At 71.8% G+C, this 22,248-nt stretch carries 21 protein-coding genes; 13 read left to right on the forward strand and 8 right to left on the reverse strand.

The features are described from left to right. The first annotated feature begins 351 nt into the window (after positions 1-351). The 6 genes from WME82_RS06665 to WME82_RS06690 all read left to right on the forward strand — a co-directional run bounded on the left by WME82_RS06665 (position 352) and on the right by WME82_RS06690 (position 4,173). Entirely contained in the window at positions 352-702 is a 351-nt protein-coding gene (locus tag WME82_RS06665) for a polyhydroxyalkanoic acid system family protein (protein WP_437868393.1), read from the forward strand. A gap of 12 nt (positions 703-714) precedes the next feature. Next, entirely contained in the window at positions 715-2,052 is a 1,338-nt protein-coding gene (locus WME82_RS06670; RefSeq protein WP_438042135.1) for a DNA topoisomerase IB, read from the forward strand. A 257-nt stretch (positions 2,053-2,309) separates the two neighbouring features. After that, positions 2,310-2,816: a hypothetical protein gene (locus WME82_RS06675; protein ID WP_437744664.1), complete on the forward strand. Its 507-nt coding sequence runs from the start codon at positions 2,310-2,312 to the stop codon at positions 2,814-2,816. Between the two features lie 307 nt (positions 2,817-3,123). Then, the gene (locus WME82_RS06680; RefSeq protein WP_012233797.1) at positions 3,124-3,603 is read left to right on the forward strand and encodes a DUF2383 domain-containing protein; all 480 of its coding nucleotides are present in this window, start codon (positions 3,124-3,126) and stop codon (positions 3,601-3,603) included. A gap of 58 nt (positions 3,604-3,661) precedes the next feature. After that, entirely contained in the window at positions 3,662-3,883 is a 222-nt protein-coding gene (locus WME82_RS06685) for an addiction module protein (RefSeq protein WP_012233798.1), read from the forward strand. Then, positions 3,880-4,173: a type II toxin-antitoxin system RelE/ParE family toxin gene (locus tag WME82_RS06690; RefSeq protein ID WP_437298257.1), complete on the forward strand. Its 294-nt coding sequence runs from the start codon at positions 3,880-3,882 to the stop codon at positions 4,171-4,173. The genes WME82_RS06685 and WME82_RS06690 overlap by 4 nt, the downstream gene beginning before the upstream one ends. Before the next feature lie 39 nt (positions 4,174-4,212). Here WME82_RS06690 and WME82_RS06695 read toward each other — a convergent pair whose 3' ends face one another. The 5 genes from WME82_RS06695 to WME82_RS06715 form a co-directional block, all read right to left on the reverse strand. Then, positions 4,213-5,379, reverse strand: coding sequence for an acyl-CoA dehydrogenase (locus tag WME82_RS06695; RefSeq protein ID WP_437761164.1), 1,167 nt, complete (start codon positions 5,377-5,379; stop codon positions 4,213-4,215). A gap of 251 nt (positions 5,380-5,630) precedes the next feature. Further along, on the reverse strand, positions 5,631-6,764 hold the full coding sequence (locus tag WME82_RS06700; RefSeq protein ID WP_437744666.1) for a class I SAM-dependent methyltransferase: 1,134 nt from the start codon (positions 6,762-6,764) through the stop codon (positions 5,631-5,633). A 43-nt stretch (positions 6,765-6,807) separates the two neighbouring features. Beyond that, the gene (locus WME82_RS06705) at positions 6,808-7,008 is read right to left on the reverse strand and encodes a hypothetical protein (protein WP_437868400.1); all 201 of its coding nucleotides are present in this window, start codon (positions 7,006-7,008) and stop codon (positions 6,808-6,810) included. A gap of 27 nt (positions 7,009-7,035) precedes the next feature. Further along, entirely contained in the window at positions 7,036-8,214 is a 1,179-nt protein-coding gene (locus WME82_RS06710; RefSeq protein ID WP_438042136.1) for an iron-containing alcohol dehydrogenase, read from the reverse strand. A gap of 1 nt (position 8,215) precedes the next feature. Then, positions 8,216-8,533 carry a putative quinol monooxygenase gene (locus WME82_RS06715; RefSeq protein WP_437298262.1) on the reverse strand — a complete coding sequence of 106 codons (318 nt, stop codon included), beginning with the start codon at positions 8,531-8,533 and terminating at the stop codon, positions 8,216-8,218. Positions 8,534-8,825: 292 nt separating this feature from the next. Here WME82_RS06715 and WME82_RS06720 point away from each other — a divergent pair, with 292 nt between their 5' ends. The 4 genes from WME82_RS06720 to WME82_RS06735 all read left to right on the forward strand — a co-directional run bounded on the left by WME82_RS06720 (position 8,826) and on the right by WME82_RS06735 (position 13,357). Next, positions 8,826-10,010 carry a hypothetical protein gene (locus WME82_RS06720; protein WP_438042137.1) on the forward strand — a complete coding sequence of 395 codons (1,185 nt, stop codon included), beginning with the start codon at positions 8,826-8,828 and terminating at the stop codon, positions 10,008-10,010. After that, the gene (locus WME82_RS06725; RefSeq protein WP_438042138.1) at positions 10,007-10,684 is read left to right on the forward strand and encodes a hypothetical protein; all 678 of its coding nucleotides are present in this window, start codon (positions 10,007-10,009) and stop codon (positions 10,682-10,684) included. The genes WME82_RS06720 and WME82_RS06725 overlap by 4 nt, the downstream gene beginning before the upstream one ends. Before the next feature lie 107 nt (positions 10,685-10,791). Then, positions 10,792-12,747, forward strand: a complete 1,956-nt coding sequence (locus WME82_RS06730; protein WP_438042139.1) for an ATP-binding protein — start codon at positions 10,792-10,794, stop codon at positions 12,745-12,747. A 229-nt stretch (positions 12,748-12,976) separates the two neighbouring features. Then, complete coding sequence (locus WME82_RS06735) at positions 12,977-13,357, forward strand: response regulator (RefSeq protein ID WP_437298266.1); 381 nt, start codon at positions 12,977-12,979, stop codon at positions 13,355-13,357. 72 nt (positions 13,358-13,429) lie between these two features. Here WME82_RS06735 and WME82_RS06740 read toward each other — a convergent pair whose 3' ends face one another. The 3 genes from WME82_RS06740 to WME82_RS06750 all read right to left on the reverse strand — a co-directional run bounded on the left by WME82_RS06740 (position 13,430) and on the right by WME82_RS06750 (position 18,115). Further along, positions 13,430-15,103, reverse strand: a complete 1,674-nt coding sequence (locus WME82_RS06740) for a glycerol-3-phosphate dehydrogenase/oxidase (RefSeq protein WP_438042140.1) — start codon at positions 15,101-15,103, stop codon at positions 13,430-13,432. 96 nt (positions 15,104-15,199) lie between these two features. Next, positions 15,200-17,242, reverse strand: coding sequence for an ABC transporter ATP-binding protein (locus WME82_RS06745; RefSeq protein WP_438042141.1), 2,043 nt, complete (start codon positions 17,240-17,242; stop codon positions 15,200-15,202). A gap of 258 nt (positions 17,243-17,500) precedes the next feature. After that, the gene (locus WME82_RS06750; protein WP_438042142.1) at positions 17,501-18,115 is read right to left on the reverse strand and encodes an NAD(P)H-dependent oxidoreductase; all 615 of its coding nucleotides are present in this window, start codon (positions 18,113-18,115) and stop codon (positions 17,501-17,503) included. A 191-nt stretch (positions 18,116-18,306) separates the two neighbouring features. On the opposite strand from WME82_RS06750, the gene WME82_RS06755 reads away from it, so the two are divergent. The 3 genes from WME82_RS06755 to WME82_RS06765 all read left to right on the forward strand — a co-directional run bounded on the left by WME82_RS06755 (position 18,307) and on the right by WME82_RS06765 (position 22,084). Next, positions 18,307-18,810, forward strand: a complete 504-nt coding sequence (locus tag WME82_RS06755; protein WP_438042143.1) for a response regulator — start codon at positions 18,307-18,309, stop codon at positions 18,808-18,810. A 179-nt stretch (positions 18,811-18,989) separates the two neighbouring features. After that, on the forward strand, positions 18,990-20,576 hold the full coding sequence (locus tag WME82_RS06760; protein WP_438042144.1) for an alkaline phosphatase D family protein: 1,587 nt from the start codon (positions 18,990-18,992) through the stop codon (positions 20,574-20,576). Between the two features lie 116 nt (positions 20,577-20,692). Next, on the forward strand, positions 20,693-22,084 hold the full coding sequence (locus WME82_RS06765; protein ID WP_438042145.1) for a multicopper oxidase family protein: 1,392 nt from the start codon (positions 20,693-20,695) through the stop codon (positions 22,082-22,084). Positions 22,085-22,248: the final 164 nt, after the last annotated feature.

The following is a 22,248-nucleotide window of genomic DNA, read 5'->3' on the forward strand; positions in this document are numbered from 1 at the left end:
GTGGGGACTTCAGCGCGGCAGCTTCGTGCAGGAGCGCGTGCATGAGCCCATCCGATCGCACGGGCCATGCCGCGAGCTGAGCCGCGGCGCGAGGGGGCAGGCTCAAGCGTGGCCGTGGCGATCTGCCCCGTTCGTGGCGAAGGTCGACATGCGCGGACCGCCGGGAGGGCCCGCTCTCGCGCGGACGCGCCGGGAAATGGCCCTGCCGCGAGCGCTCGGCCCCCGTCGGACCCGACAGGCACCCGGCTTGCTAACCCCGCGAACGCCGGCGCTGGCGAGCCTGTCGCGTCGACGCAGCTGGAGGTCCGCTGGAGTCGATCTTCCGGCTTTCAGCCATCACCCGAGGTCATCATGAACCACACTGTCCATCACGACCTGAACGACGAAGAAGCGAAGAGCGCCGTCCTGCGGGCGATGGCGAAGTATTGTGATCGATACGCGGAGTACGCTCCCTCCATTTTCTGGAGCGACGAGCGGCGCGCGGATGTCGGCCTCTCCTTCAAGGGCTTCACGCTCTCCGGGCGGCTCGAGCTCCGGCCCAGGGCCGTCGACTTCGCGATCGACATGCCGCTGCCGCTGCGCATGTTCAACCGGATGGCGATCGCGGCGATCGACGCCGAGGTGAGGCGGTGCATCGATGACGCGCACCGCGATCGCGCGCGGCGGCGCGCTCCGAGCGCGGTCGCGCAGGAGGCGCTCTGAGCGGTCCGCGCCATGAAGAGCGGAAGCGCCACGACCACCCATGAAAGGCGCCGCCCGCGGAGCGCTCCGCGCCGCTCCGCCGCGAGTGGCGTCGTCCTCCGCCGGCGCCGCGTCAGCGTGTCGATCAAGTCCGTCGAGACGGTCGAGCTCGCCCGCGCGAACGGCGAGCTCGCGGGGACAGGGCAGCTCACCCCGTCACCGGTCGAGTCCGCCGAGTCGGCCGGGCTCCGGTACGTGAACGACGGTGAGCCGGGGATCTCCAGGCGAGGGGCGGGCAAGGGCTTTCGTTACGTCGACGCCGACGGCCGCCCCGTCAAGGACGAGGCGACGCTCGCGCGGATCCGCCGCCTCGCGATCCCGCCCGCGTGGACCGAGGTGTGGATCTGCCGGAGCGAGCGCGGGCACATCCAGGCGACAGGGCGGGACGCGCGCGGCCGAAAGCAGTACCGGTATCACCCGCGCTGGCGCGAGGTCCGCGACGAGACGAAGTACGACCGCATGCTCGCGTTCGGCGCGGCGCTCCCGGCGATCCGCGCGGCGACCGAGCGGGATCTCGCGCTGCCTGGCCTGCCGCGCGAGAAGGTGTTGGCGGCCGTGGTGCGCCTGCTCGACGAGACGTCGATCCGCATAGGGAACGACGAGTACGCGCGCGACAACGACTCGTATGGACTCACCACGCTCCACGACGAGCACGTCGAGATCGAGGGGAGCCTCATCAGGTTCCACTTCAGGGGCAAGGGCGGCAAGGAGCACGCGATGACGGTGCGGGATCGGCGGCTCGCCCGCATCGTGAAGCGCTGCCAGGACGTGCCCGGCCACGAGCTGTTCCAGTACATCGACGGCGAGGGCCGGCGGCAAAGGATCCACTCGGACGACGTGAACGAGTACCTGCGCTCGGTCGCGGGCCACGACTTCACGGCGAAGGACTTCCGCACCTGGACCGGCACCGTGCTGTGCGCGTCGTTCTTCTGCGAGATGGAGATCGCGAGCTCGGTCCGCCAGGTGAAGAAGCGCGTGGCGCAGGTGATCGACAGGGTGTCCGCCCGCCTGGGCAACACACGCGCGGTCTGTCAGCGTTGTTATGTCCACCCCGCCGTGATCCGCGCTTACACGGAGGGCGCCCTGCAGTCCCTGATCGACGCGGAGGAGGCCGTCGCGGACGGGGCGCTCGCGGCGCTCCGGCCCGAAGAGGCGAAGATGCTCCGGATCGTCCGCGGCTTCGGCGAGCGAGAGGCCGTGCCGCTCGTGACCCGCCTCCGCGAGAGCGTGCGCTCGGCGCGCGCGGTGAACGCGCGGCGAGCCGGCAAGAGCGCGAAGCGTCCCCCCAGGGAACGACGCGCCGCGGCCTGAGCCGCGCCGCGGCGAGCGCCGCAGCGGCCGCGCGGGGATGCGCCTCGCGCCGCTGTTCCCGACGAGTCTGCCGTGTCGTTGCGTCACAGCGTGATCGCCCCGCTGTGGCATCGTGCCGCGGACGCGACGGGGGCTGTTGCTGGGGTCGCGAGCGGCCCGCGATCTCGCGCCGGATACGCGCGCGGTACGGTTCGTGTTGTGCGTAGCTCCTTGGAAACCAGCGCGCGCGGCGCGAACCCTCAGCCAAGGAGGTCTGCATGGCGAGCCAGAGGTTGATCACCGGGATGGTGCGAGCACGTGGGGAGGCCGAAGACGTCGTCCGGCGCATCCTGGACAGCGGGCACACGCGACGGGACGTCTGCGCCATCGTGAGCGAAGCGACGCGCCGCCAGCACATCTTGCGCTCACGCGCATACGGTGCGGCCTCGCACGGGAGCGCGCTGACCTCCGTCCTCGCCGCGGCGAGCGCGGGGCTCGTGGTCCCGGGGCTGCGGCTCGCGGTGGCCGGCCCCATCGCGGTGAGGCTCGCGGACGCGAGCTCGGCGAGCGAGACGGCCAGCCTGAGCAGCGTGCTCGTCGACGCCGGGATCCCCGAGCAGAGCGCGCCGGAGATCGAGAGGCGCCTCAAGGAAGGCGCGATGCTCCTCGGCGCCCTCGCGCGCGACGAGAAGGACGCCGCGGCGCTGCGCGCGATCCTGCGAGACGCGGGCAACGGCGATTTCTGCGGCACGGGCAAGGGAGCCCGTGTGTTCGCCGCGCTGTGAGCCGCCGGCGCTCACCGCTCCGCGTCGCCGCTGGAGGGAGCCGCCGCTGGATCGATGAGCTCGCTTCATGACCGCGAAGTCCCGGACATTGGAACGGGACTTGAAGGGAATGAAAGGGTTCAGCCGAGACTGATGCAGTACAAGGCGAACCTGTACCCCTGAGGCAACAGGGGGCGCGCGCCTTCCCGCAGCGGCGACGATCCCTGGCGATCGCGGCTCCTGCGCGGACGTATGGCGTGGTGGCCCACCTTGGGAGGTAAGGAGGAGAGGAATCGGGCGTTCACCAGACATCTCAGGAGAGTACCCCATGGAACCGGTCGCATTCGCAGACGAGAGCGTGGGCCTGGACGGACTCATCGACGATGACTCGATCGAGCAGCTCAAATCGTTCTGCCGTGGCGAGATGTCCGCGGTCGAGACCTACCGTCAGGCCATCGCCGCGGCACGCCAGGGCTGGGTTGCTCACCACCTCCGGCTCAACCTCGCGTCGCACGAGGCGCGGGTGAAGGTGCTGCGCCGGCGGATCGAGGAGCTCGGAGGCGACCCCCCGGCGAGCTCCGGGCCATGGGGCGCGTTCGCCAAGGCCGTCGAGGGGACCGCGCTGGCGCTCGGCCACAAGACGGCGCTCTCGGCGCTGGCCGAGGGGGAGGAGCACGGCCTGAAGGACTACCGGAACGACATCGAGGAGCTCGACACCGAGTCGCACGCCCTGGTGCGGGACGTGATCTTGCCGCAGCAGGTGTCGACGCGCCGCTCGCTCGCGGATCTCAAGCGGCAGCTGCCGTGACGCGGGAGTTCGTCGGCGGATTGTTCGGGCGGGCCCCCCGTGCGATACTTTCGGGCGTATGGGCAGGGCTGCGCTGGACATCACCCGACTGAGCCGCGACGAGCAGCTCGACCTCCTCGACGAGTTGTGGGCGAGCCTCGGGCGAGACCCTGACGCGCTGCCTCTCAGCGACGCCCAGCGGGTCGAGCTCGATCGGCGCCTCGATGAGCTCGAGGCCGAGGGGCCGGTCGGGCTCACCTGGGATGAGGTCGTCGCCCAGGCGCGCGCTCGGTCACGGTGAGGCCGTACCTCGTTCGGCCCGCTGCCGCGGCGGACATCGCGCGGGCATATGCCTGGTACGAGCGAGAGCGCGACGGGCTAGGAGAGGAGTTCCTCGTGGAGGTCCGCGCGGCGATGCAGGCGGTCGTCGAGGCGCCGACGGCCTGCGCCGTTCTGCACCGCCAAACACGACGAGCGCTCGTCCGGCGCTTCCCCTATGGGCTGTTTTTTCGTCTGATGGATGACGTCGTCGTCTTCGTCGCGTGCTTTCACACGCGCCGAAGGCCCGAGTCATGGAAGCGGAGGCGCTGAGGGCAACTCCGGTATTGGGACGGGGGTGAACTCCCCCGCTCAGCCCTTCGCGTCGTATCCCGCCTGGAGCAGCTTCGCGATCGTGGAGAGCTGCATGTTCGACGTCCCCTCGTAGATCTTCCCGATCTTCGCGTCGCGGTAGAGCTTCTCGACAGGATAGTCCTTGGTGAAGCCGACGCCGCCCATGAACTCGATACAGAGCGACGCCGTCCGCTCGGCCACCTCGGACGCGAACAGCTTGGCCATCGCCGCCTCCTTCACGAACGGCTGGCCCGCGTCCTTGAGCCGCGCGGCGTTGTAGACGAGGAGGCGCGCGGCCTCGATCTCCATGGCGACGCGCGCAACCTGGAACTGCACGCCCTGGAAGCTCGCGATCGGCTGCCCGAACTGCTTCCGCTCGCCCATGTAGCGCATCGCGTGGTCGAACGCCCCCGCGGCCAGGCCGAGCATCTGCGCGCCGATGCCGATACGGCCCTCGTTCAGCGTCTCGATGGCGATCTTGTAGCCCTTGCCGACCTCGCCGATCACGTTGCCCTCCGGCACCTCGCAGTCCTCGAGGACGAGCTCACACGTGCTGGAGGCGCGGATGCCGAGCTTGTTCTCCTTCTTGCCGACCGAGAAGCCGGGGAAGGAACGCTCGACCACGAAGGCCGTGATGCCCTTGTAGCCCTTCGTCGGATCGACGTTGGCGAACACCAGGAACACCGAGCTCTCGTTCGCGTTCGTGATCCAGAGCTTGCGGCCGTTCAGGATCCAGCGGTCGCCCCGGCGCTCGGCGCGGGCCGCGAGCGCGAACGCGTCCGAGCCGGAGCCCGCCTCGCTCAGCGCATACGAGCCGATCCAGTCGCGGGAGAGCCGCGGGAGATACCTCTCCTTCTGCGCCTCGGTGCCCCAGCGGAGGAACGCATTGGCCACCAGGGTGTTCTGCACGTCGACGAGCACGCTCACGCTCGGGTCGACCACGGCGAGCGCCTCGATCGCGAGGATCGCGCTGAAGAAGCCCGCTCCAGAGCCCCCGTACGCCTCCGGGATCTCGATCCCCATGAGGCCGAGCTCGAACAGAGGAGGGAGCAGATCGTGGTCGAGCGCGCCCTCTTCGTCCATCGCCGCCGCGCGCGGCGCGACGCGCTTCCGGGCGAAATCAAGCACCGAGTCGCGGAAGAGGCGCTCCTCGTCGGAGAGCTGGGTGAGCGGGGGGTGGGACACGACGGTTTCTCCTTGTGGGCCCATGGCGCAGCGCGGCGCCGTGGCGGCGTCGCCCCACTATGCTACGCGAGGGCCACGAGCGAAAGCCGTTCGAGCGCGCCCCGCCCGGTCATCGCCGCAGCGCAACGCAGGCCACGCCGCGTCGGCGGCGGACGGGGCGCGCCGCCCCGAGCCGCCTCATCCGTGGTGTCGCCGCTCGCTCCGGGGCCGCGATCGTCCAGGCTGCCACGCGCGTTGCTTCACCTGGACGCTCACGCGCGCTTGCCCGCGGGCGCGTCGCGCCGGCGGCACCGGAGCAGCGTGTGGGCGAGGCCGAGGTGGTCGATCTCCGCCTCGACGACGAGGCCCGCCTCATCGACGCAACGCCGGATATCGGCGGCGCTGTACATGCGGCTGTTCCCGTTCGCCAGGCACGTGAAATACAGGGAAGAGCCGTGAAGACAGTGGACCGCCACCTCGTTCGTCTGCCGATCCCAGAACGTGTCGAGGATCCAGAGCACGGTCTCGTCCCCCATGGCCGACGCGGCCCGCCGGAGGATCTGGAGGATGTCCGCCTCGGAGAAGCACACGAGGAACTGGCTCATCCAGATGGCGTCGAAGCCCGTCGGGAACGCCTGGCCGTGATCCAGGAAGTCGATGGGGGTGCCCACGATCCGGCCGAGCAAGCCGTGCTGCTCGACGTTGACGCGCGCGTCCTCCAGCTGGCCCGGCAGGTCGAGCAGCGTGACGCGCACGTCGGGGTCGTGCGTGCAGCACTGGATCGCCCACCGCCCCGTGTTGCCGCCGATGTCGAGGAGCGTCCTCGGCCTCCGCTCGAACACGACGGGCAGCGCCTCGGGGAACGCGGAGTCGGAGTAGAGGTGATCGAACGCAAACCAGCTCTCCCTCACCTTCGGCGGGAGCGCCGGGAGCGCCTCATAGACCGTCGGCCACTCGCCAAAGACCTTCAGGCCAGCCGGCTTGCCGCCCTCGATGGCCTCGTCGAGAAAGCGCATGCCCTCGTAACAGACGTCATGGATGAAATCCATGTTGATGCGGGTCATCCTGTCATTCTCGACGATGAGCCCAACCCGCGTGATCGTGTAGCGCTCGCCACGCTCTCGCGGCTCTGCGTGGGCGTTTGCGCCGCCTGCGACGCCTGCGCGCTCCACCAGGCCGAAGCTCAGGCTCGCCTCCAGCAAGGTCTTGGCGGCATAGGCGGAGAGGCCGGTGTCCTGGGCCACCTCCGCCGGTGTCCTGCCGCCCTTGCCAGCGCGCTGGAGCGCTTTGAGGACGCCGCGGTTTCGCATCACCCGCGCCACCTGGAACATGACGGGCGCAAACGCGATGCGCTGGGCGGCGAGCATGGCGTCGAGGGTGGGATTCGGGGCGGGATCGTTCTTCATCGAGCTCCGGTCGTCGGGGGTGGGGTCAAGGCTAGCGTGCACCCTAGCGCTGGAGGAGCAAGACGAAGCCGCAGACGCCCGTGAACAGCAGCGTGCACTCTGCCCGACCCTCGTCGGCGAGCGAGATCCCCGTCACGCCGCAGAGCATGCCGAACACGAGGCTCGCCACGCTGATCCGCCGCCGCTGGTCGATCGACCGGACACGCGGCGGAGTGGGCGGTCTCGTGCGGTACGGGCTTGCCACCCCCTGATGATACCACCAGCGCCGCGATCACAAGGACGCCGCCGCGATGTCGAACAGCTCCTCGTCGGTGAGCGGCAGCGGGTTCGCCTTCATGCTGCTCGCCGCCCTGGCCTTCGCGACCAGCGCCGGGAGGTCCGCCTCATCCATGCCGTAGCGCCGGAGCCCCGGGATCGCGAGGTCACGGCAGAGCTCGCGGACCCAGGCGATCCCTTCCTCGGCGCTGGCTCCGGCGCGCCCCGTGACGAGCGCGGCCAGCTCGTCGAAGCGCGGCAGCGCGCGGTGAGCCGGGTCGCGCGCGCGCAGCGCCCGCAGGTTGACCTCCAGGACGGCGGGTAAGAGCGCCGCGCACACCGCCCCGTGCGGCGCGTCGAACATGCCCCCCGCGGGCCCCGCGAAGCCGTGGACCGCCCCGAGGCCGGCGTTCGCGAGGCAGAGGCCGCCGAGCAGGCTGGCGATCGCGAGGTCGTCCCGGGCCGCCGCGTCGGCGCCCTCCAGGACCGCGCGGCGCAGCGAGCGCACCGAGCGGCGGATGCCCTCGCGCGCGAGGCCGTCCGTGAGCGGGTTGCTGCGGCTCGACAGGAACGGCTCGATGAGCTGCGAGAGCGCGTCGAGCCCGCTCGACGCGAGCACCCCGGGCGGGGCGCCCGCGAGCAGGTCGGGGTCGACCACCGCGAGGCGCGGCAGCATGTGCGGGCTGCGCAGGCTCGCCTTCACGCCGGCCTCCCGCGACGCGAGCACCGCGTTGCGCGTCACCTCCGCGCCGGTGCCCGCGGTCGTGGGGATCGCCACGAACGGCACGGACGGCCTGGAGAGCGCTCCCCCCTTGCCGATGACCTCCAGGTAATCGAGCGGGTCGCCGCCGTTCGCGACGAGCGCGGCGATCGCCTTGCCGGCGTCGATCGCGCTGCCGCCGCCGAGCGCCACCACGACGTCGCACCGCTCGGCCGCGGCCCGCGACGTCCCCTCGCGGGCGACGTCCACCGTGGGCTCGCCCGCGACGGCGAAGCGCACCGCGGCGACGCCCGCCGCGGCGAGCGCGGCGAGGAGCGGCGCGGCGCGGCCGGGATCCTGCCCGGTGACGACGAGCGCCCGCGTCCCGCCGAGGCCCCGCACGGCCGCGGGCACCTCGGCGACCTTGCCAGCGCCGAAGGCGATGCGCGTCGCGGTGGCGAACTCGAAGGCGGGTTCATGTCCGGGAGGCGTCATGTCAATACCCCGCGTCGTCAGGGAAGACATTGACGTATTTCCGGCTGGTCCGCGGCTCGGCCATCATCTCCGCGACGGTGTCCCGCCACCGCTGGTAATGCGCCGTTTCCTTGTGTGCGGCCGGCGCCTCCTTGGTCCTGTAGACCTCGACGAGCACGAACCGCGCGGGATCCTCGGTGTCCTGGACGACGTCGAACCGGGCGATCCCCGGCTCCTTGACGCTCTCGCGTGCGTTCTCGATCGTCGCGCTCCGGAAGGCGTCGACGAGCTCGGGTCTGACACGTACATGCACATGCACGACGAACAGGCTGTTGGACATGCGCGCAATCTAGCTCGGGCGCGCTGCCGCAGGAACCCGGCTCGCGCCGCGGCCGGCCTTCCGGGAGAGCGCGCGGGCCGCGCCGGCTCGGCCGAGCGCGCTGCCTCCGGGCGGGGCGCGGCGGCGGATGGCAGGGCGGGCGCGCGGGTGGCGGCGCGGCCGGCAGAGCGCCGTCGCCCCCTGCGTGGACTCCCGACTTGGCCCGGCCGGCTCGCGCACTACGATCGTCGTGACCCGGCGTGCGGCTCGGCAAGCGTCGAGTGCATGAGCGCCGCGAGCGAGGAAGGTCGATATGGCGGATCCGACCATGGAGAGCCCGGAGCCCGATGCGGTGCGGTCCATCGCGCTGCATTCCATCGAGTTCAGGTCCGATCACGGTCTCCTGAAGGACTGCAAGGGGGAGAGCGGCTGGAGGAACGAGGGGGCCCTGTGCCCACGGCCGGAGTGGACGCCGGGGGGCGCCGTCCCCCTCTCGATCTCGATGGGCCGGCACATCGTCGTCCGGCTCGGGATCTCGCAGCGCGACGCCTACAGCGCGGCGGCGGCCGAGATCCGCGCCGTGGGGCCGGGGGGCATCGTCCTCGAGAGCCGCGGTAGCGGGGCCGTCGGCGCGCCGCTCGATCTCTTCTCCTCGCGGCAGATCGAGAGGAAGATCCAGAAGTTCAACCTCGCCCTGAGCTGGTCTGCAGGCGCGGGAGCTGCCGTGTCTCCCGCCCGGACCTCGAACGTCGTCTATGTCACGATGGGCAGGCCCCAGACCGACAGACAGGATGTCTGGCAGGAAGATGGGGTGACCTTGAAGCGGATGGACAGGGCAGTTTCCTGGATCGCGCCGATGGATACCCTCGATCCCCACGAGATCGTGGAGGGGGTCATGGCCAGGTTCCCGACGTACACGCTCCTGCCGAGCCCCAGGGTGCCCCGGCGGTACCATCACCCGACGTACGTGAACGGCGAGGGCGGCGCCTGGCCGATGACCGATCACGTGGAGGAGAGCGGGGAGTGCCAGGCGATCGTCCGCCTCCTCCGCGGCATGCTGCGCCAGCTCGGGATCCCGGGGCGGACGCGCATGATCGTGGTCTGGGGCGACCCCAACGTGGGCGGCGGGCGCAAGACGCTGTCGGCCGATGTCGAGCAGAATCCGTGGGCGGGGCTCGACGTCACGAAGGTCGAGGGCGGCCGCGTGTGGCGCGCCGCGCTCGTCGACGGGCCGGTGGAGGTGGGGAGGACCTATCCGGCGTCCCATACGCGCCTCCCCGACGGGACGGTCAGCCCGGGGCTCAACCGGTACGAGGCGTGCCTCGAGTTCTCCCACGGCGGCGTGACCAGGTATTACGCGGGCGGCGCCGGCGTGTTCGATTCCGTGGAGCCGATCCTGGGCGTCTTCTGGGGGCTCATCTGGTTCAGCTCGGCGCCGGACGAAGGGTTCCGCGTCGAGCAGATCGTGGCGACCTACAGAAACGGAGGCTGGGGATGAGCGCGCACGCATTTCAGAAGCAGGACGTCGACGCGAGGATCGCGGGGTGGCTCGCGGCCGTGGCGCGCGTCGCCCCGGAGGGCTTCACGCCCGTCGAGCGGTTCGACGACGTGCCGGCCCAGGCGCGCGCGGAGTCGTTCTACTGGTGCGACTCCATCTTCCGGGACGAGCTCAACCCGCACGGCGAGGCCGTGAACGCGCGCCACGCGTTCCATGCCGCCACGGACGATACGCCCGACCTGCTCCGCCACGAGTACGCCGCGGGCGGGCTCGGGTTCACCGTCATCGAGGGGCGCAACTTCATTCTCGTCCAGGTCGATCGCGCGAGCCTCGATATCCTCTCTCTCTGCGGTCCAGACCGCGCAGCCGCCGTGCGCCGGGTGGCCGAGGCGCTCTTCAACACGGGCGTGGAATCGAGCGCGGTGGGCATTCCGTTGACCTCCGGCCCGGCGGTCTGCCCGGACGCCGCCGAGACACAGGAGCTCGACGAAGGGACGGTGCTTTCGAGCAATCCGGCCGTGGACCCGGATCTCCTCACCTGCTGGAAAGACCGTACAGAGTGCGGTGTTCAGGGCGGAAGGCTCTACTTCCTCTGCTACAAGAAATCATCCCAGCGCGTGGGGTTCGCGAACGCGTGGCAATGGTTCGACGACCGGAGGGCCGGGGTCGGGTGAGGCGGGGGTAGGCGCGGAGCGCGCGGGAAAGCGCGGGAACGCGCGGGAACGTGGATCACCGCTGCGCCGGTATTGCGTCTGCGCGCCGCGCGCGGGATGTTGCGCGCGTGGCGGGACCACAGGCACCCAGGATCCTGATCTTCCCAGGCGGCCCCTCGGGCGCTGCGCAGGCGCTCGCCGCGGCGCGCGGCTATGTCGCGGTCCCGGCGCGGGACGTCGAGGCCGGGCTGGATCTCCTGGCGACTCAGCCGTTCGACGTGGCCGTGCTGGCGGACGAGGGGCCGCTCGAGGACACGCTCGCGCTCTGCCGGCGGCTGCGCGCGGCGCCCGGGGGCGATCGCGTGGCCGTGGTCGCCGTCACCGGGAGCGCGGGCGCGACCGCGGCGCTGCTCGAGGCGGGCGCGACGGTCGTGGCGGCGGCGCTCGAGCCGTCGATCGCCATCCAGCTCGACGCGGCGGTGTGGTGGGTGCGGCGGCCGTCGGCGCACGTGGCCGACCGGGCGCCCGCGGAGCGCGCGCTGCTCGAGCGCGCCGCGCGCTCCTTCCGCGACGCGTCCGCGGAGGTGATCGGCCTTTTCGTGTGGGACGCGGCGGGGGGCGTGCTCGACGCGAACGACGCGTTCCTCGGCATGGTGGGCTACACGCGCGAGGACGTCGAGGCGGGGCGCCTCAACTGGATGGCGATCACGCCGCCAGAGCACCGCGCCGCGGACCAGCGCGCCCTCTCGGAGGTCCTGAAGAACGGCGTCTGTCCGCCGTTCGAGAAGGAGTTCCTGGCCCGCGACGGGCGGCGCGTGCCCGTCCTCATCGCGCCTGCCCTGGTCGAGGGGGCGCGCGATCGGGGCGTCTGCTTCGCCTTCGACATGAAGGCGCGCAAGGCCGCAGAGGACGCGCTCCGGACGAGCGAGGAGCGCATGCGGCTCGTCGTGCGCGCCACGAGCGACGCCTTCTGGGACTGGGATCTCTCGTCCGGGCGCGTCACCGGCAGCGAGCGCATGCGGAGCTTCTATGGCACGGGCGGCGCCGACATCGAGGAGGACGCGGTGTGGTGGTTCGAGCGGGTCCACCCCGAGGATCGCGATCGCGTGATGAACGGGCTGCGGCGCGCGATGGAGGGGGATGGGGGGACGTTCGAGCTCTGGTACCGGTGCCTGCTCGCGGACGGCAGCTACGCCGACGTCCACGACCGGGGCATCGTGCTGCGCGACGCGACCGGCAGGGCGTACCGGATGCTCGGGGCCGTGTCCGATGTCACGGAGCGCCGGCAGATGGAGACGCGGCTCCAGCTCGCCGATCGCATGGCCTCGCTCGGCACGCTCGCGGCCGGGGTGGCGCACGAGATCAACAACCCCCTCGCGTACATGGTCGCGAACGTCGATTTCGCGCGCAAGGAGCTCCGCGCGAAGGGGGCCGGCGCGCGCCTCGACGCGCTCCTCTCGGCGCTCGACGAGGCCGCGGAGGGCGGCTCGCGGGTGCGGCACATCGTGGGCGGCCTGAAGACGTTCTCGCGGGCCGACGACGGCGAGCTCGGCCCGGTCGACGTCGACCCGGTGATCCAGCTGGTCCTGCGGATGGCGCAGCAGCAGATACAGAGCAAGGCGCGGCTCGTCCTGGCGCTCCGCCCGGTGCCGGCCGTCCACGCGAACGAGGCGCAGCTCGGCCAGGTGCTCCTGAACCTGATCGTGAACGCCGCCCAGGCGCTGCCGGAGGGGAAGGTGTCGGAGAACGAGATCCGGATCTCCACCGCCCCCGCGCCGCCCGGACGCGTGTGCATCGAGGTGTGCGACACCGGGCCAGGGATCGCGCCGGAGCTGCGGAGCCGCATCTTCGACCCGTTCTTCACGACGAAGCCCATCGGGGAAGGGACGGGGCTCGGGCTCGCGATCTGCCACGGCATCGTGACGAGCTTCCGGGGCGAGATCGACGTGGAGAGCGAGGTCGGCAAGGGCGCGTGTTTCCGCGTGCTCTTGCCTGTCCATGACCATCGCGCGGGGGCAGGAGAGGAGCGCAACGCCGCCTCGGGCGGGGCCTCTGATGAGCTTCCCGAGGAGGCCGCTCAGTAGGCGCTCCGCCGTCCTTGGCGGACGGGCTCCGACAGTCGGCGCGCCGTCCGTGCTCCGGCGCGCCGCGGGGCCGCTCCGCGGGACCGACCGCTTGCCAGGGCCGCGGCGTTCGCTCAAGTTGCGTCACCGGCCCCATGAACACTCGATCGGTCAGGGCCGCAGCTGGGCTGCTCGGCGGGGCGGCAGAGGAAGCGCGCCGCGCGGCGCAGTCCGGTCGTGAGGTTCGGTCATGATCGAGAAAACTGGCCGCATCCTGGTCGTCGAGGACGATCTGGATATCAGGAGCATTCTGACGCAGCTCCTCGTGTTCGAGGGGTACGACGTCGAGGAGGCGGCGGACGGCGCCGAGGCGCTCGCGCTGCTGCGGCGGGACGCGCCGCCCGCGCTGATCCTGCTCGATCTGATGATGCCGGTCATGGATGGGTGGCAGCTCCGCGCCGAGCTCCAGCGCGACCCGGCGCTGGCGTCGATCCCGGTGGTGATCGTGTCCGCCGACGTGCGGGTCGAGCAGGAGGCGTCGCGGCTGCGCGTCGCGGGCCTGCTGAAGAAGCCGCTCCAGATCGAGCCGCTGCTCGAGCTCGTCCACCGCATCTGCGGCGCGCCGGCGTGATGAGCCGGGCGGGGCGCGCGCCCATCGAGATCGCGCGCCTGGGCGGCGCTGGGGCGGCTCCGGGGGCCCTGATCAGGCTCCGGGGCGCGGCGCTACCTGACCGGCAGCGCCCGCGGCGGGCGCCTTCCCCTCCGCGAGGCGACCGGCGCCGTGCTCGTGGAAGTACTCCGAAAGCCGCCGGTCGGCCTCGTCCCCGAAGAGGAGCTTGCACGCCTCGCGGAGGCCGGGCGACCTCGCGAGCGCCTCGCGGCGGAGCAAGAGCGAGATCTTCGTGCGTCGCCGCAGGAAATCATCGAGCTTCGCGATCATCTCGTGCTTCGCGGCGTGGGCGACCTCGCAGCGCAGGTCGTCCGCCCCTTCGAACAGCGGATCGGCCATCCTCGGATCGCTCTGGATGTCCTCGAGCAGCCCGATCGCCTGCGCGCCATAGCGGCGCCATAGCCGCGTGCTGAGCGTCTCCGAGGCGCGCGGCGGCGTCAGCGCGTCGAGATCGAGGGCGCGCGCCTTGTGAAAGAACTCTTTACGAAGCGCCTCGCCCGGCTCGCCATACCAGCGCTGCGCAGGGCGGGGCAGCGCGACGCCGAGCCCCTGCACGGCGGCGCAGACCTCGTCGCCCACGTTGATGCAATCGGTGAGCTTGCCGCCGAAGATGCTCACGTGGGCCTGCGCCCCGTCCACCTCGAGGGCGTGCTTGCGCGAGAGCTGCAGCCAGTCCTCGCCCTCCCCGCCGCCCTCGACGGCCAGGGGACGCACCCCGCAGCGCTCCGCGATGACGTCGGCCTCGGTCAGCGGGCGGGGCAGGTTGAGGCGCTTGTTGATGTTGGAGAGCACGAAGCGCCGATCTTCGGGCGTCACCGCCGCGCGCGGGCCCTCGACGCGGGTGTCGGTCGTGCCGATGCACGTCCTCGAGCCCATCGGGATCACGAAGAACAGCCGGCCGTCGTCCGCGAAGAACGTGAGCACCCGCCGGCTCGAGGTGAGCCGATCCACGATGAGGTGGATGCCCTTCGAGAAGATGTGGCGGTGCCTCGTCCGCTGGCCCGTCAGCTCGTTGTGCGCGTCCACGAACGGCCCGCAGGCGTTGACGAGCACGCGCGACCGGACGGCGAGCTCCCTGCCCGACAGGACGTCGCGGGCGCGCGTGACCCACGCGCCCCCCTCGCGCCGCGCGCCGAGCGACTCGACGTAGTTGGCCGCCCGCGCGCCGTGATCGAGCGCCGCGCGCACGAAGCCCCAGACGAACCGCGCGTCGTTGTCGACCAGGTACGCGTCGGAGTACTCGAATCCTCCGTCGCAGCCGTCCAGGTTGATGATCGGCTCCTCCCGCGCGATCGCCCGGCGGGAGAGCAGGCGGGGGATGCGCGTGAAGAAGCTGCCGATGATCCAGTAGAGCCAGGTGCCGAGGAAGAGCTTGAAGAGCCCGTGGCGGAAGCCCCGCTCGTGCGCGGCGTAGAACCGGATCTCCTGCACCGACGACGGGTAGCTCCTGAGGAGGAGGTTCCTCGACGTGCAGAGCTTCCGCACGAGCGGAAACTCGAAGCTCTCCATGTACTTGATGCCGCCCCAGGCGAGGTTCGACGACTCCTGGCTGGTGAATCCGGCGAAGTCGCCCCGATCGATCAGCGCGACCTTCGCCCCCCGCGCGGCGAGGGCCGCGGCCGCGACGGCGCCGTTGATCCCGGCGCCGAGGACGAGGACGTCGAACGTGTCGCGGCTCAAGCTGTCGATGTTCGTGGCCCGCAGCATCGATGGCGATCCGGCGAAGGCGCGGCCGGCGCGCGCCCCATCTGCTCTATCACGTCCTCGCCGCCTCGGGGCGGCGGACGGCGCCCGACGCCTCGCTCAGCCCATCAGCCCATCGGCCCAGCTGCCGTCCTCACTGCGGTACGCGTCGGACGACGGCGCCGGCTGGACGCGGCGCGGGCTGCTCTTCGCCGCGGCGGCGTGGCCGGTGTGGAGGTGCTGCCAGCGCGCCATCTTGGTGTAGACGCCGCCCCGCCGCAGGAGCTCTCCGTGCCCGCCGTTCTCGACGATGCGGCCGCGCTCCATCACGAAGATCTGGTCGCAGTCGACGACCGTGCTCAGGCGGTGGCTCATCAGGACGATCGTCCGCTTCCCCTTCAGGGCCCGCAGCGCCTCGCCGATGGTCCGCTCGTGCTCGGCGTCGAGCCCGTCGGTCGGCTCGTCGATCACCAGGATGGGCGCGTCCGTCAGCAGCGCGCGCGCGATCGCGATGCGCTGCCGCTGGCCGGTCGACAGGTTGAGCCCGCCGTCGGCGATCGCCGTCCGGTAGCCGTCCGGCAGCGCCTCGATGAAGCCGGCCGCCCCCGCCATCTCGGCCGCCCTCCGGATCTCCGGGTCGGTCGCGGAGGGGCGGCCGTAGGCGATGTTCTCCGCGATCGTCGCCGGCAGGAGGATGCTGTCCTGGAGGACGAGCGCGATGTGCCGGCGCAGGTCCGCCACGCGGACCGCGCGCGTGTCGATGCCGTCGAGCCGCAGCGCGCCGCAGGTCGGGTTGTGGAAGCGCGGCAGCAGGCCGAGCAGCGTCGTCTTGCCGGCGCCGACCGAGCCCACGAACGCGACCATCTCGCCCGGCCGGATCGTCGCGTCGAGCCCGCGCAGCACCGGGTGGCCCGGGCGGTACTCGAACCCCACGCCATCGAGCGAGAGCGCGCGCGGCTGGGGCGGGAGGGTGGCCGCGTCGTGCCTGTCGACGACCGCCTGGTCGCGGTCCAGCACCTCGAAGACGCGCTGCGCGCCCGCGACGCCGCCCTGCACCGCGGCGCCGGCGCCGGTCAGCTTGCAGAGCGGGTCGTAGAGCATGCCCAGGTACCCGAGGAACGCCGTCAGCGCGCCGAGCGTCATGCCGGCCTCGCCCCCGCCCGCCCGGGCCTGGACGATGAGGTAGCCGCCGTAGCCGAGCACCAGCGCGCCGCCGAGCCCGAGGATCGAGCCCATGGCGAGCGTGTGGCGGAGCTCGTCGTGGTGGAGCCGCAGCCACGCCTTCACGCTGTTGCGCAGCGTCGTGTGGAAGCGCGCCTCCTCGTCCGCCTCGCGGCCGAACGCCTGGACGAGGCCGATCGACGCCATCGAGCGCTGGACGGACGTCGCGAACTCGCTCTCGACCTCCTTCGCCTCGGTGCACTTCTTGTGCAGCACGCGCCCGAACCTGACGTTCGTGAGGAGGAGCGGCGGGACGACCGCGAGCGCGAGCAGCGTGAGCTCCAGGCTGCGCGAGGCCATGATGCAGATCATCACGGCGAGCGTCAGCGCGCTCCCCATCACCGCGACCGCCACGTTGAGGATGCCGTGGAACCCGGAGGCGTCCTGGTTGAGCCGGTAGAGGGCGTCCCCCTGCGGCTGCGCCCGGTGATAGCCCATATGGAGCGCCTGGAGCTTCCGGTACACGTCGCGCCGCACGCGCGTGAGCCCGCCATAGCCGATGCGGAACGTGAGCAAGGCGCGGCCCATGCCCACGAACTCCTGCGCCACGCGGAGGACGAGCGTGAACGCCGCGAGCCCGAGGACGCGGCCGAGCAGGCTGTCCGGGAGCGGCGCGAGCAGGATGCGATGGACGAAGTCCCCCGCGCGCGGGCCGGTCGAGATGAGATCCACGATCACGGCGACGGGCCACACCTGGAGCAGGCTGATCGCGATCGAGACGCAGACCAGCACGGCGAGCGCCCCGAGGCGCGCCCACTCGCCCTTGAAATAGGCGCCCACCCGGACGAAGAAGCGGACCCGCTCCGCGCCGGCCGGCTGGCTGACAGCCGCGCGCGCGGCTGTCAGCTGCGCGGTCGTCCGCGGAGAATGCCTCGAAAACCTGACCCTGCCTTCGCGCCGAGGCGAAGGATGATAATGCTTGCGGTGAGCCGGTGCGCTCATGGTTCGCTGAGCTCTCTCCTGTCTACGGCTGAGGTGGTCGTCGGCGGCCCATCTCGGGCCCGGCCTGACGATCCATCGGTTACGACCGGTAGCGAGGTATCGCCGCTGGTGTAACAGCCCGACGCGGACGCGCTCTACGTGAGTGCCGGAGAAGAGGTCGGCGCTTGCTGATTTGCTGCGCGGTTGTCCGGGACTCCAGGGCCAGCGACGCCGGCGCGGCCAACGGCACAGGCCGACGGCGCGGCCGGCTCTCCGCGCCTACCCGCGAGTCCGGCTCTCGAGCAGCGCGAGCCTGCGGCCGAGGGCGCGCGCCGGCGCGAGGTCGAGCTCCGCCGGCGCGTGATCCGCGCTCGCCTGAGGCGGGCCGTCGCGCTGCGCGGTCCTGCTCGTCGGATCCATCTCCGCGCGGGCGGGGGCCTGGAGCAGGACTCCATGGCCGGCGAGGGAGGCGAGCGTCGCCTGGAGCGTCGCGCGCTGCGCTCCCTCGACCGCGGACGGCGAGCAGAACACCGAGGCTACCTTGCCGGCGAGATCTCCCGAGGGCTGCCTCGATCCGTCGAGGAAGCGCCGGATCTCCGCGCACATCGCGCCATAGCGCGCAGGCGAGCCGATGGCGATGCCGTCCGCCCAGAAGAGGTCGTCTTGCCGCGCCAGCGGGACGGAGGCGAGGTGTTCCTGCGCGGCACGGATCCGCTCATTCGCCGCGCTCCACCGGTCCTCGATCGCCGTCAGATCGGCGACGCGCCGGAGCCGCACGGTCGCTCCGGCCTGCCTGGCGCCCTGCGCGACGGCGGCCGCGAGCGCGGCCGTGCCGCCATAGCGGGAATAGAAGATCACGGCCACGTTCATGCCGAGCGCGCATGCAGCCCTCATACCGCCGTGATCACATGGCCGGAGCGCTTCATGCCAACCCCGATGAGCTCGCCGCGCGCCCCTCCATGGCATCGTCGAGAACGGCATGAGCGGCCCGCTGGCAGGCCCTGCAGCCGTGGATGACGCATGGCGCAGGGCGCGCGGCGCGATTCAAATTGCGCGTCGCGGCTCCACGCCTTATGGGTCCCTTGATGGTCCGGAGCGGATTGCGCAGGGGCGGCGGCGTCGATGTCCCGTGCGCCCCCGGAAGGGGGTGCGGCGCGGAGCGGGGCGATCCGCCGGCCGCGCCGCCGTGCCCTCCGGGCGCGATGGGGCGGAGGCTCGCCGAGCAGGGCCCCTCTCGACGGAAGACGATCTTCATCATCGAGGACGACCCAGGCGTCTGCGATGCGCTCGTGACCGTCCTGCGCGATGAGGGATACGATGTGATGACGGCCGGGGACGGCGCGGATGCGCTGGCCAGGCTCCGCGAGGCGCCGACGCCGGCGCTCATCGTGCTCGATCTGATGATGCCGGGAATGGACGGATACGCGTTCCGCGCAGAGCAGCTGCGCACGCCCGCGATCTCCGACGTCCCCGTGGTCGTGCTGACGGCGGGGGCGGCGCCGCGGGCCACGGAGCTCGGATCGGTCGACATCCTGAAGAAGCCTGTCGATCTCGTCGCGTTGCTCGACGTGGTCGGTCGCAACACCTGAGTCGGCGCCGGGACGCCCGAAACAAACATCGCTGAGAGCGCGGCGCGACGGGCGCGTTACAGCGCTCGTTTCCGCTTGCCGGGGCGGCGGTGCGTGCGTCATACGCAGCTCACCGCACGCGGTCGACAAGGGGAGAGATCATGTCGATGGCCCGGCGAAGCATCCTTTGCAGCGTATCCATGTTCAGCCTCGCTGCGCTCCCCGGATTGTCGGGCGGCTGGGGCGCCGCGCCGGACGGCGACGCTCCTTTGCCGGCGTCGGGGGACGCTCCGTCGCCGGCCAGCGAGCTGTCGAAGACGGTATTCCAGCACGGCGTGGCGAGCGGGGATCCGCTGCCCGATGCCGTCATCCTCTGGACGCGCGTGACGCCGGGGAAGGCGGGCGCGGTGGCGGTGACATGGCAGATCGCGCTCGACGCTGGCTTCACGCGGATCGTGGGCTCGGGGGCGCTCCTGACGGACGAGGAGCGCGATCACACGGTCAAGGTCGACGCCGGCGGGCTCGACCCAGGGAAGACCTATTATTACCGGTTCATCGCCCTCGGCGGATCGTCGCCCGTCGGGCGCACGAGGACGGCGCCGCGCGGCCGCGCCGGGCGGCTGCGCTTCGCCGTCGCGTCGTGCTCGAGCTATGCGCACGGGCTGTTCCACGGGTACCGGCACATCGCCGCGCGCCTCGACCTCGACGCGGTGATCCACCTCGGCGATTACATCTACGAATTCGGCGCCGGCCAGTACGGGAGCGCGCGGCATTACGAGCCCGCGCACGAGATCGTGACGCTCGCCGACTACCGCGCGCGTTATGCCCAGTACCGGCGCGACAGGGACCTCCAGGCGGCGCACCAGCAGCACCCGTTCATCACGGTCTGGGACGACCATGAGCTGGCGAACAACACCTGGAAGGGCGGCGCGGGGAACCACGCGTGGCCTGCCGAGGGCTCGTGGGAGGAGCGCAGGGCGGTCGCGCAGCGCGTCTACGCGGAGTGGATGCCGATCCGCGAGCGCGGCGAGGAGCGGCGCGGCGCCGGCCGGATCTGGCGCGCGCTGCGCTACGGCGATCTCGTCGACCTCTTCCTGCTCGACACGCGCTCCTGGGGGCGCGACCGGCAGGCCGACCCGAGCGACCGCGGGGCGCTCGAGGCGCCGGCGCGGACGATCCTCGGGCGCGATCAGGAGGCGTGGCTGCGCGCGGAGCTCGCGGGCTCGACGGCGGCGTGGAAGGTCATCGGCCAACAGGTGCTGATGGGCCAGATCCCGCAGGACCTGAACACGGACGCGTGGGACGGGTATCCGGCGGCGCGCCAGCGCTTCTTCGAGCTCCTCGACGAGGAGCGCGTGCGCGACGTCGTCGTGCTCAGCGGCGACACCCACGCGTCGTGGGCGATCGATCTCGCGCCGGCGCCGCTCGATCCGGCGCGCTACGACGCCGCGACGGGCCGGGGCGCGCTGGCGGTCGAGATCGCGGTGCCGGGGATCACCTCCCCGTGGCTCACCGAGGAGCAGGCCCGGGCGGCCGAGCCGCTGGTCCTCGCGAACCCGCACGTCAAGTACGCCGACCTGTGGCGCCGCGGGTACGCGATCCTCGACGTGACGCCGGAGCGCGTGCAGGGCGCGTGGTTCCTGTACGATGCGCCCGAGCGCCCGGAGGTCGACGAGGTGTTCGCCGCGGCGTTCGCCGCGCGCCGCGGCGAGAGCCACCTGCGCCGCGAAGAGGCGGCGGCGCCCGCCATCGACGACCCGCCCGAGGCCGCGCCTCGGGTGAGCTGACCTGGAGCTGACGTGCGGCGGGCCCGCGAAGCCCGCGAAACCACGCGGATTCTCCGCCGGTTGGTGATAAGATCCGTCCCCGCGATATGCTGTGCGGGCGTTCGGCTGGTCCTTTCGTGAGCTTCTGGCTCGCTGTCGCCGCGATCGGGTGTGCGGGCGAGCGTCCGTCGCAGCCCGAGGGGTGGGACAGCGCGGTGGCGCTGCGACCGGCGCGCGATCTCGACGCGAGCCCGGGGGTGCTCGAGGTCGATCTGACGGCGCGCGTCGAGGACGTGGAGATCGTGGCCGGCAAGAGGACGCCGACGTGGACCTACAACGGCGGGCTCCCCGGCCCGCTGCTGCGTGCCACGGTGGGAGATCGCGTGATCGTGCACCTCCGCAACGAGCTGCCGGCGCCCACGACGGTCCACTGGCACGGCGTGCGTTTGCCGGCGGAGATGGATGGCGCGCCCGGGCACAGCCAGCCCGAGACGCCGCCGGGCGGCGGCTTCACGTACGACTTCGTGGTGCCGGACGCGGGGCTCTACTGGTACCACCCGCACGTCGACTCCGCGGTGCAGGCGGGCAATGGCCTCTACGGCCCGCTGCTGGTCGAGGATCCGGACGAGCCAGCGGCGCTCGGCGACGAGCTCGTGCTCGTGCTCAGCGACGTCAGCCTGCGCGACGACGGCTCGCTGGAGGACCCGGAGGCGGGCGGCAACCTCGGCACGCTGTTCGGGCGCGAGGGCGACCTCCTGCTCGTCAACGGGCGCGTCAACCCGGTGATCGGGGCGCGCGCCGGGCTCAGGCAGCGGTGGCGCATCGTCAACGCGGCCAAGTCCCGTTATTATCAGCTCCTGATCACGGATCACCGCTTCACCCGCATCGGCGGAGACGGCGGGCTCCTGGAGCACCCGGTCGAGGAGGACAGGATCCTGCTCACCCCCGGAGAGCGCGCCGACGTGCTGGTGACGCCGCGCGGGGCGCCGGGCGCGACGCTCTCGGTGCGCTGGGTGCCCTACGATCGGGGCTACGGCACGACCTTCGGGAGGCCCGAGGTCGAGGCGTTCCGGCTGCGCCTCGCGGACGAGCCCCTGGCCGAGGACGATCCGCTCCCCGCGATCGCGCGAGGCATCGAGGCGCTCGACACGGCGGCGGCGAGGCGCGTCGATCTGCAGCTGACGCGGGAGGAGGGCCCGGGCGACCTCGTGATGGGCATCAACGGCGTGCCCTCCTGGGAGGCGGAGCCGCTCGTGGCGGCGGTGGGCGAGACCGCGGTGTGGACCATCGAGAACACGATGGAGTTCGATCACCCGTTCCACCTGCACGGCTTCTTCTTCCAGGTGCTCGGCGCCGATGGCCAGCCGGTGAGGCCGCTCGCGTGGAAGGACACGGTGAACGTGCCTGTGGACGGCGCGGCGCGCTTCGCGGTGCGTTACGACAACCGGCCTGGCATGTGGATGTTCCACTGCCACATCCTCGATCACGCCGACGCGGGCATGATGGGGATGCTGCAAGTCGTGCGATGAGCGCGGTGAGCGCGGTGAGCGCGGTGAGCGCGGTGCGAGCGGTGAGCGCGGTGAGAGGCGGCGGCGGGAGGGCGGCGAAGCGCGCGGAGCGGGACGCGGGGGGCGAGCGGTGCGCGGGCTGGTTGATAACAGGGCTGTAGAAAAACAGGGGCTCTGTCGGTATC

The organism is Sorangium sp. So ce128, from assembly GCF_051525245.1.
Lineage (GTDB): Bacteria > Myxococcota_A > Polyangia > Polyangiales > Polyangiaceae > Sorangium > Sorangium cellulosum_B.